Origin of the sequence: Parafrankia irregularis (assembly GCF_001536285.1) — a bacterium.
Lineage (GTDB): Bacteria > Actinomycetota > Actinomycetes > Frankiales > Frankiaceae > Parafrankia > Parafrankia irregularis.
On record NZ_FAOZ01000064.1, the window covers coordinates 1 to 9168 of the forward strand.

Here is a 9168-nt window from a genome sequence, read left to right on the forward strand (position 1 = left end):
AGAACGCCGAGCTGGTCGCGGCCGTCACCGCCAGCGCCGGCGCCGGCGGCTGACCCCGCCCCGGGGTGCCCGCGGGGCCGGTTCCCGCGGGCACCGCCGCAGCGATCAGGTCTCAGCGAGAGGTGCTCGCTCGAGCGGGGGAAGGACGCCCGCCGGCACTCGGCCCTATCCAACGGAGCCGAAATGTGATCGCATGCGCTTGCGGCCAGAGAAGCGGAGTGATGACGAAGCACCGCCCTTCGCTCGACAAACTCACCGCGCTCTCGGCGAGAGGCCCAGCTCAGCCCCATTTCTCCTACACCCGAACCAGGTGTCCCAGTCACCGGCCGAGGGCAGTACTACGCAGTCGTTCAACCGGCTATGCGCTGATGCTGAGGAACTCGCGGACGGCAGGTACATCCCGGTGGGGGGTGAGCCGGTCGCGGAGGTCATCGAGGGCGTCGGAGGGGCGGGAGGAATTGACGCTGCTGTTCTGGTGGAAAGCGTCTGTCGCAGCGGTGCAGGCGGCGTCGAGGTCGCCGAGTTCGAGATGGGCGCGGGCGGAGCGGGTGAGGTAAAGCAGGTTGTCGCGTACGTGTCCGGTGGCGCTGTACTCGGCCTGCTGGGCGGCGGTGAAGCTGTGCAGGGCGCGGTGGGGGTCGCCGAGGTCGAGGGCGGAGGAGCCGGCGAGCATCTCGATTTCGCCTTCGGTGATGGAGTAGGCCCAGGATGGGTCGTCGTCGTGGGCGCCGCGGGAGAAGGCGTCGCGGGCGGCGTTGAACTCTTTGGCGCAGCCTTTGAGGTCTCCGGTTTTGGACAGGGCCCGGCCGGCGCGGGCGTGGAGCAGGGCGCAGACACGGGGGGTGGTCGAGCCCGTCACGCGGTCCTGGGCGGTCCGCACGAGGTTGACGGCGTCCTGCGGGTTGCCCGTGGTGTAGGTCTGGATGGCCATGAAGTTCATGGTGTTCGCCCCGACCTCGGTGTCTCCCGCGGAGGCTGAAGCGCGTAGGGAGGTGATGTAGAAGCGTTGGGCCTGTGCGTGCTGGTCGGCGTCGAAGTGCAGCCAGCCGCAGATCCGGGAGGCTTCGGCGAGGGCGGAGAACAGGCGGCGGCTCAGGGCGCTGTCGCAGGTCGCGTTACAGGCGATCCGGTCGAGGAGCCTGTATTCCTCGAGGGCGGCCGGGAGCAGTTCGCTGCCGCTGAGGACGTCGTCGAGGTGCCGCAGGTCGTCGAGGCGGTTTTCGAGCCGGGTCATGATGTCGGGGTCGAGACGGCGGCCGGTGGCGTCGAGGGGTAGTGGCGGGGTGGCGACCGCGGTGCTCCAGTTGGTCGCGATGCCGGTCAGCGCGGCACCGCTGGAGATCAGGAACGCCCGTCGGTCCATGGAGCCTCCCCGAGCGGTGGCCGCTACTGCTGCCACGGTACCCACAGGGGTCCAGGGGTTGTCGAGAACTGGGCGGTCGTCGGGGAAGGCGAGCAGAAGGAACGCGGGCCAGCCGAGTTCGGTGACGGCCTCTGGCGGGATGCCGTGGAGGTGGGCCATCGCGTAGCGGGCGGGTTCGTTGGGGTCGTTGACGCCGGTCTCCCAGCGGGAGACCTTCTCCCGGCGTTTGGCCATCCGGCCGTAGCCGAGCGCGTGGTGCGCGTCGTCGAGCCGGTCCAGGTACTTCGCCGCGGTCAGGTCGAGCTCGGAGCGCAGCGCGGCCAGCGGGTGCTGTAAGAGCGGCTGGGCGGACATCGCGGCCCCCTCTCACGCAACGCCGCCTTCGGTGCTTCGGACAGTAGCCACTCGCCCGACCGTCGGGGAGTGGTTCGGCGCGGGCTCGGCAACAGCGCAGCAACAGGTTTCGCCTTCCCCGACCGGGGCGGGCGGCGGTGCCATGGAGCCCGCCGTACACGCCGTGTGAAGGAGGGAGCGCCGATGGGAGAGCCGGACGCGCCGCTGGTGTCGGTCGTGGTGAGCGCCCGCGGGAACACTGCGCGGCTGCGGAACCTGCTGGATGCCCTTGCCCGCCAGAGCATGCCCCCCGACCGGTTCGAGGCGGTGGTCGTGGACAACGACCTGCCCGGACCGGTCCGCCCGATCGCCATGCGGTGCGGGGAGGGGGCTGGCCGTTCGCGGTGCGGGTGCTGTACGAGCCGACGCCGGGGCTGAGCGCGGGACGTAACCGCGGGATCTGCGCGGCCCGGGGCCGCTACGTCGCCCTCACCGATCCGGACATCACACCCGAGCCGGAGTGGCTGCGGACCCTGGTGACCGCGATCGAGGAGGAGAACGTGTTCGCCGTCGGTGGCCGCACCGTCGTGGAGTACCCCGACGGCGCGGCGACCGTGCTGACGAAGGCCCTGCGGGAGTGCCACGGCGCGGTGGACTGGCCCGATCACCGGGAGCCGGCGGTGTGGCCGTACTGGGTCACCGGCTGCAACCTGCTGTTCGAGCGTCAGACCGCCCTCGACCTCGGGCTGTTCCGCACCGACCTGGGACGCCGGGGCCGGTGGCTCGGAGACTGCGAGGACCTGGAGTTCGTCGACCGCGCCCGCCAGGCCGGTCATCACACCCTGATCGAGCCGGCCGCCGTCGTCTCCCATCCCGTCTACCGGCCGGAGACGACGCTGCGGTACTTCGTCCGCCAGGGCGCCGGCCACGGGGTGTGTGTCGCCCGGATGCACCTCAGCGTCCGGGTCGAGCCCGCCGCGATCCAGGCCGGACGTGAGTCCGTATGCCGGGCCGTGAACGGGCTGGCCGCCGGATGGGGCTTCCTGGACGGCTCCCGCGCCGCGGAGTCGGTCCGCGACCTGGCTCGGATCGGGGCCTATCACCTGGAGCGCGGACGTCTGCGGCTACTCGGTCGCCGCCCGATCGCGCTGCCTGTCATGCCCGTCCAGAAAACCATGGAGAGCTGCTGATGGACGTCATCACGACCGCGGGGCTGTACCCGGTTGCCGCCGAGAGCGCCGTCGAGGTGATCGAGCGGAAGGGTTCCGGCCACCCCGACACCCTCGCCGATGGCATGGCGGAGGCGATCTCCCGCGCCTACAGCGCGTACTGCCTGGACCACTTCGGCGCGATCCTGCACCACAACACCGACAAGCTCGCCTTGCTCGGCGGCGGCGCCGAGGTGACGTTCGGACACGGCGAGATAACCGCCCCGATCCAGGTCCTGGTCAACGGGCGGATCACGGCCGCGCTGGGCGAGGAGTCGCTGCCCGTCGAGGACATCGTCACCACCGCGGCCCGCGACTTCCTGGGCGCCGCCCTGCCGCTGCTGGACACCGAACGGTGGGTGCGGGTGAGGCCCCGGCTGACGCAGGCGTCGAGCCCGGGAGCGGTCACCGGCGGCGGGAACGCCGATCGGGAGGCGTCCCGGCAGCGATGGTTCGCCCCGCGGAGCCTGGACGACCTCGCCGAGCGGCACCGGCTGTTCTCCAACGACACCTCCGCCGGCGTCGGCTACTTCCCGCTGGGTATCGGGGAACAGCTGGCCAGCGGCATCGAGACGCACTTGAGCAGCGAGGGGTTCCGCGCCGAGCACCCGTACTTCGGCACGGACATCAAGCTGATGGTCGTGCGCACCGGCGCCAGCGTCCGCCTGACGGCGTGCGTGCCGCAGATCGCCCGCCACACCCCGGACCTGGACACCTACATCGACCGCCGGGCCCTGGCCCGGGAGCTGATCGCGGCGACGGCCACGCGGATCGCGCCAGGCGTGGACGTCGAGGTCTTCGTGAACACCCGCGACCAGGACAGCCGGCCCGAGCTCTATCTCACGGCCACCGGGTCATCGATTGAGTCCGGTGACGAGGGCGTGGTCGGACGGGGTAACCGTTCCAACGGGCTGATCTCGATGTTCCGCCCCTGGTCGGCCGAAGGCGTCTCCGGCAAGAACCCTGTCTACCACGTGGGCAAGCTCTACAACCTGGCCGCGACCGAGGCCGCCCGCCGGCTGCATGAGGAGACCGGGCTGGAGTGCGCGGTCGCTCTCGTCTCGCAGTCGGGCCGTGACCTGGCCGACCCGTGGCAGGCCATCGTCCAGACATCCGGCCCGAACCCGGTGTTCGTGTCCGACGCCCGCCGAGTCCTCACGAGCGTGATGGCGGACCTGGACGGTCTGCGGGAGCGGCTGCTGACCGGGAAGCTGGCCACCGCATGAGCCGCAGCGTCGGGGTCGCCGCCCCGTTTCGGCCCTGTCTGAACCCCGCCACCCTCTCCGGGGTCGACCTGCCCGACTTCCTCGCCCTGGCGGCGGCCGGCGGATTCACGGCGGTCGAGCTGTCCATCCAGCAGGTCCAGGCCCTGGGCGCCGCCCGGGTGCGTGACCTGCTGGCCGAGCACGGACTGACCGTGGCCGCTGCCAGCGGGATCCTGCCCGCCGGGCCTGTCCTGCCCGCCCCGCTGCTGGTCGACAGCGCCGCGTACGACGAGCATCTGCGGACCCTTCCCACCCGGCTGACGACGTTCGCCGCGCTGGGCTGCCCCGTCGCGACGACCGTGCTGAACCCGTACTCCTCGCTGCGCCAGAGCGAGTCCCTGGCCCTCGCGCGGACGAGGATCGCCCAGCTCGCGGACACCGCCGCCGACTACGGCGTCCGCCTCGCGGTGGAGGCCGTGAGCATCACCGATGGGCTGCCACCCGAGCTCGACGGGCCGCACCCGGTGGCCGTCACTCTGCCCGCCGTCGCCGAACTGCTGCATGACAGCGGAACCGCGAACGCCGCGGTGTTGGTCGACTCCTTCCACTGGGCGGTCGCCGGAGCCGACCCCGGCCACATCACGGCTCTCGGCACGGGCGGGGTCGGGCACGTGCAGATCGCCGACGTCCCCCACACGGGCACCGCACGCGGGTGGACGGACGGCCTGCGGCTCTTCCCCGGCGACGGCGCCCTGCGCTGGTCCGTCTTCGCCGACGCCTTGCACCGGGTCGGCTACCACGGGCCCGCATCGGTGGAGTTGTTCAACCCCGTCCTGCGGGCCCTGCCCGAAGACGAGATCGCCGCCCGTTCCCATCGCGCGGCCACCGGCTGCTGGCCCCCCCGGGAGGCAGCCCGATGACCCCGCGGACCAGGCCGTGGCGGCTGGCCGTCGCCGGCTGCGGCGCCGCCGCGTTCGGTCTCCACCTCCCGCTGCTCACCGCCCACCCCGCCTTCGAAGTGACGGCGCTGGCCGACCGTGACACCGCGCGGGCCCGCGCCGCCGCCGCTCGCTTCGCCGTGCCCCGCGTCGCGGGGACGACCCAGGACCTGCTCGACGGCGCGGACATGCTGGTGGTCCTCACCGGCGTCCACGAGGACCTGATCGACGCGGCACTCGACGCGCAGGTGCACATGTTCACCGAGAAGCCGGTCAGCCTGGACCTCACCACAACCCGGACGCTGGCCGCCCGCGCGCAGCAAGCGGGGCTGCTGCTGGAGGTGGGGGCGATGCGCGCCCACGATCCGGCGCTGCACGCCGCTCTCGCGGCCGTACCCGACCCGGCCGGCGGCTGGCTGCTCAAGGCCGACGGCGTCGACGAGGCGGCACGGCGTCGCCTGCTACCTCCCGGCTTCAACCCCTACACCTTCGCCGACGACCCGCCCCAGGCGGTGCCCGAACGGCTCGCCGACCCGCACCAGGTGACCGCGCTGAAGATCCTGCTGTGGCAGGGCTACCACCTGCTGACCGCCCTGGCGCTGGCCGTCCCCGGCGTCACCCCGGCCGCGTGCACCCTGGACACCGACGGCCAGTCACTGCACGCGCTGCTCTTCGGCTCGGCCGCCGAGCCGTTCACCCTGGTCATCAGCGCGACGGCACCGGGCCGCTTCCTGGAACAGGTCCACTTCAGCGGTCCGGCGGACGCGGCCACGGTCGACTTCGCCCGCCCCTACGAACCGTCCACCGCGACCCGCGTCACCACCGCCACCGGCGAGCAGACCGGCTTCCCCGACCCGTTCGCCGCCATGTGGCAGGCCATCAACGACCGACTGGCCGGACAGTACCCGGCCGATCTGCCCACCAGCGCCGCCCTCGCGGTGCGGGTGGAAGACCTCGCGCTCGAGCTGGCCGCCCTGTGCCGCCCCGGCCCGCGTCCCCGGAAGGACTGACATGCCCCCTGACGCCCCCGTCCTCGTCCTCGACGGGCCCCCCGGAGCCGGCAAGACCTCCCTGCTCGCGCGGATGGTGCCCGTCCTGGGCGACGAGTGCCTGTGGTTCACCGAACCCAACGCACGGCTGAGCACCGGCCTACGGACTCCCGTGCATCCCTCCAACGCGGGACACAGCCTGTGGTTCCTGCGGCACGAGCTGGACAAGGCCCGCGCCTGCGCCCGGCTCGCCGCCGACCCCGCCACCCGGCTGCTGGTCTGCGACCGCAACCACCTCGGCGCCCTTGCCTACTGCTGGGCGACCCGCGCGGACGACAGCCTGCCCTACCGCACCGCCCGCGACTTCTACGCCCGCCACATCGCCCCCGCCCTACCCGAACGGGTCCTCACCGTGATCCTGCTGGTCAGCCCCGGCGAGAGCCTGACACGCCGCGGGAACGTGGCCGAACGGCCCCGCTGGAAACAGTGGTTCGACGAAGAACTGCTGCAGCGACTGCACACCTTCTACACCGACATCGCCCCGACCCTGTGCCCCACCCCACCACTGATCATCGAGACCGACGGAGCCAGCCCGGACACCGTCCTCGCCCAGGTCAGCGGCCTCCTCGCCGACGCCGGCCTCACCGACACCGCGGCGACCCTCACCACCACCACCCCAAACGTCCGCCCGGCACTCGACCCGCGCTTCCGGACCGTCTACCACGCTCTTGGCGGGCTGGAGAGCTTCGGTCACCCCTTCACCGAACCGCTCGACCACCGCGGCGGCACGGTCCAGCTGTGCCAACTCGGCGCCCTGCACCGCGACGCGACGGGCCACACCCGGCTGTGGGACCTGCTGGCCGAACCCACACGCAGGGCCGGCTGATGACCGCCCCCACCCCGGTCGTCGCCGGCATCAACCTCGGCCACGACGGCGGCGCCGCCCTCATCACCGACACCACAATGGTCGCGATCAGCGAGGAACGCCTCAACCGCACCCGCTACAGCCCCGGCTGGCAGGCCGCCCTCCTGTACTGCCTACGCGCCGCCGACATACCGCTGGAAGACGTCGACCTGATCGCGGTCAGCGGCATCGGACACCACCCACCCACCGCGGCCGAGACCGGCCTCACCCACCTCGGCGTAACCCCCGCGCGGATCATCCCCATTGACCACCACCTCAGCCACGCGTACACGGCATACTGCCTCAGCCCCCACGACGAGGCGACCGTCCTCGTCGTCGACGGCGGCGGGAACCACCACGACACCGAGACCTTCTACGCCGCCACCCGCGACGGCATCCACCGACTCGGCGGCAACCCGGCCACCCGGCCCCGCGCCGGCGCCATCGGCGCCACCTACGAGGCGTTCACGAACTGGCTCGGATGGCACGAACAGGAAGCCGGCAAGACGATGGCCCTCGCCTCCTACGGCAACCCGGACGCCCACCACACCCCGCTGTTCGACGTCACCGGCGCCACCGTCCAAGGCCGTCTCACCCACACCCACGCCCCCGGCGTCGCCGAGCTCGCGCGGCAGACCGGCGCCGACTTCGGCCCGTCTGACAGCCGGGGCGGCCACCCGCGTGGCATCGACGCCGCGGCGTACGTCCAGGCCCAGACCGAACAGGCCCTGTGCGCCCTGGCCGAGCAGACCATCGCCGCCACCGGGCTGACCAACCTGTGCTTCGCTGGCGGCGTCGCCCTCAACTGCGTGGCCGCCGACAAGCTCCGCCGCCTGGACACGGTCACCGGATACTTCGCGCCCCCAGCCTCCTCCGACCGGGGCCAGGCCCTCGGCTGCGCCCTCTACGCCTGGCACCAGGTGACCGGCGACCTCCCGCGCCGGCCACTCACCCACGACTACTTCGGCCGCACCTACACCGACACCGAGATCGAGCAGGCCCTCACCCGAGACCCGCGCTCCGGACTGGTCGAACGCCGCCGCACCCCCTACCGGTGGCGGCGCGAAAGCGACATCGCCGCCACCGCCGCCCAGATGATCTCCGCAGGCCACATCATCGGCTGGTTCCAGGGCGGCAGCGAACTCGGCCCCCGCGCCCTCGGCGCCCGCAGCATCCTCGCCGACCCCCGCACCACCACCAGCTCCGACGCCCTGAACCACCGCATCAAGCACCGCGAACCGTTCCGGCCGTTCGCGCCTGCCGTCCTCGCCAGCCACGCACCCGAGTGGTTCGACCTCGACGTCCCCAGCCCCTACATGCTGCTCGCCCCGCCGGTCAGACCGGGCCGCGCGGACAGGATCGCAGGAGTCGTCCACGTCAACCGGACCGCCCGCGTCCAGACCGTCGACCCGCACTCCGCCCCGACGTTCGCCTCCCTGATCGAGCACTTCCACCAGATCACCGGAACCCCGCTCGTGCTCAACACGAGCCTCAACGACCGGGAACCCATCGTGGAAACCCCGGCACACGCCCTGGCGACCTTCCAGGCATGCGACCTCGACGCCCTGTGCATCGGTGACTACCTCGTCGAACGGGACTGAACCGCCTGCCAAACTGACGCCATGAGCACCCCGCCGCTGCGGAAGGCGGCCCGAGCCGTCGTTCTCGATCCCGACCAGCGCATCCTGCTGCTCCACTACGACGAGAACGACGGTTTCTGGGCCACCCCGGGCGGCAGCCTGGAACCGGGCGAGGACTACCCCACCGCCGTACTTCGGGAACTACGCGAGGAACTGGGCGCCGAGAACGTCGACCTCGGCGCCCAGATCGCGGAACGCCGCACGGACCACCCCGTCGGCGGCCTCCAGGTCCGCCAGGTCGAGAAGTACTTCCTCGCGCGAGTCGTGCCTGCCGACATCGACCCAGATCGAGCCACCCAACCAGACAACATCCGATCGCAGCGCTGGTGGACCCTAGAGAACCTGCAGACCACCCGGGAGACGGTCTACCCTCACAACCTCGGCGAACTCGTCACCGGCGTACTCGCCGAAGGCCCACCCGAGAAGCCCATCATCCTGCGCTGACCTGCGGCCTGAAGAAGTCTTCGGCCCCGCAGGGTCCCCACTCGGTCGCCTGGTTCGTTGCCCGGTCCGGTGCTGGTTTCCTTGGTGCTGGGGGTGCCGTGGCGCCGTGGCGGGCGGGCTGATCTGTGGTCTCCCTTTCCCGGC

The 9168-nt window shown here is 71.9% G+C and carries 8 protein-coding genes; 7 read left to right on the top strand and 1 reads right to left on the bottom strand.

All coding sequences use genetic code 11. The features are described from left to right. Positions 1 to 358: 358 nt before the first annotated feature. Positions 359 to 1717, bottom strand: coding sequence for an NsdA family TPR-like regulatory protein (locus AWX74_RS38370; protein ID WP_091287320.1), 1359 nt, complete (start codon positions 1715 to 1717; stop codon positions 359 to 361). A gap of 356 nt (positions 1718 to 2073) precedes the next feature. Between AWX74_RS38370 and AWX74_RS38375 the strand changes: the two genes are divergently transcribed. Genes AWX74_RS38375 through AWX74_RS38405 form a run of 7 tightly spaced genes read left to right on the top strand, consistent with a single transcriptional unit; the run spans position 2074 to position 9024 of the window. Next, on the top strand, positions 2074 to 2886 hold the full coding sequence (locus AWX74_RS38375; RefSeq protein ID WP_165615975.1) for a glycosyltransferase: 813 nt from the start codon (positions 2074 to 2076) through the stop codon (positions 2884 to 2886). Then, entirely contained in the window at positions 2886 to 4130 is a 1245-nt protein-coding gene (locus tag AWX74_RS38380) for a methionine adenosyltransferase (protein ID WP_165615976.1), read from the top strand. Before AWX74_RS38375 ends, AWX74_RS38380 begins: the two co-directional genes overlap by 1 nt. Then, the gene (locus AWX74_RS38385) at positions 4127 to 5029 is read left to right on the top strand and encodes a sugar phosphate isomerase/epimerase family protein (RefSeq protein WP_091287326.1); all 903 of its coding nucleotides are present in this window, start codon (positions 4127 to 4129) and stop codon (positions 5027 to 5029) included. The genes AWX74_RS38380 and AWX74_RS38385 overlap by 4 nt, the downstream gene beginning before the upstream one ends. Further along, positions 5026 to 6057, top strand: coding sequence for a Gfo/Idh/MocA family oxidoreductase (locus tag AWX74_RS38390; RefSeq protein ID WP_091287329.1), 1032 nt, complete (start codon positions 5026 to 5028; stop codon positions 6055 to 6057). Before AWX74_RS38385 ends, AWX74_RS38390 begins: the two co-directional genes overlap by 4 nt. Position 6058: 1 nt before the next feature. Then, positions 6059 to 6922 carry a nucleoside/nucleotide kinase family protein gene (locus tag AWX74_RS38395; protein ID WP_091287332.1) on the top strand — a complete coding sequence of 288 codons (864 nt, stop codon included), beginning with the start codon at positions 6059 to 6061 and terminating at the stop codon, positions 6920 to 6922. After that, entirely contained in the window at positions 6922 to 8541 is a 1620-nt protein-coding gene (locus AWX74_RS38400; protein WP_091287335.1) for a carbamoyltransferase family protein, read from the top strand. The genes AWX74_RS38395 and AWX74_RS38400 overlap by 1 nt, the downstream gene beginning before the upstream one ends. Positions 8542 to 8562: 21 nt before the next feature. Further along, positions 8563 to 9024, top strand: coding sequence for an NUDIX hydrolase (locus AWX74_RS38405; protein WP_091287338.1), 462 nt, complete (start codon positions 8563 to 8565; stop codon positions 9022 to 9024). Positions 9025 to 9168 lie beyond the last annotated feature (144 nt).

What these genes read in the sequence shown, in the direction of transcription:
- AWX74_RS38400 (WP_091287335.1), top strand. Translation starts at nt 6,922, where the DNA reads ATGACCGCCCCCACCCCGGTCGTCGCCGGCATCAACCTCGGCCACGAC.
- AWX74_RS38380 (WP_165615976.1), top strand. Translation starts at nt 2,886, where the DNA reads ATGGACGTCATCACGACCGCGGGGCTGTACCCGGTTGCCGCCGAGAGC.
- AWX74_RS38385 (WP_091287326.1), top strand. Translation starts at nt 4,127, where the DNA reads ATGAGCCGCAGCGTCGGGGTCGCCGCCCCGTTTCGGCCCTGTCTGAAC.
- AWX74_RS38390 (WP_091287329.1), top strand. Translation starts at nt 5,026, where the DNA reads ATGACCCCGCGGACCAGGCCGTGGCGGCTGGCCGTCGCCGGCTGCGGC.
- AWX74_RS38370 (WP_091287320.1), bottom strand. Translation starts at nt 1,717, where the DNA reads ATGTCCGCCCAGCCGCTCTTACAGCACCCGCTGGCCGCGCTGCGCTCC.
- AWX74_RS38395 (WP_091287332.1), top strand. Translation starts at nt 6,059, where the DNA reads ATGCCCCCTGACGCCCCCGTCCTCGTCCTCGACGGGCCCCCCGGAGCC.
- AWX74_RS38405 (WP_091287338.1), top strand. Translation starts at nt 8,563, where the DNA reads ATGAGCACCCCGCCGCTGCGGAAGGCGGCCCGAGCCGTCGTTCTCGAT.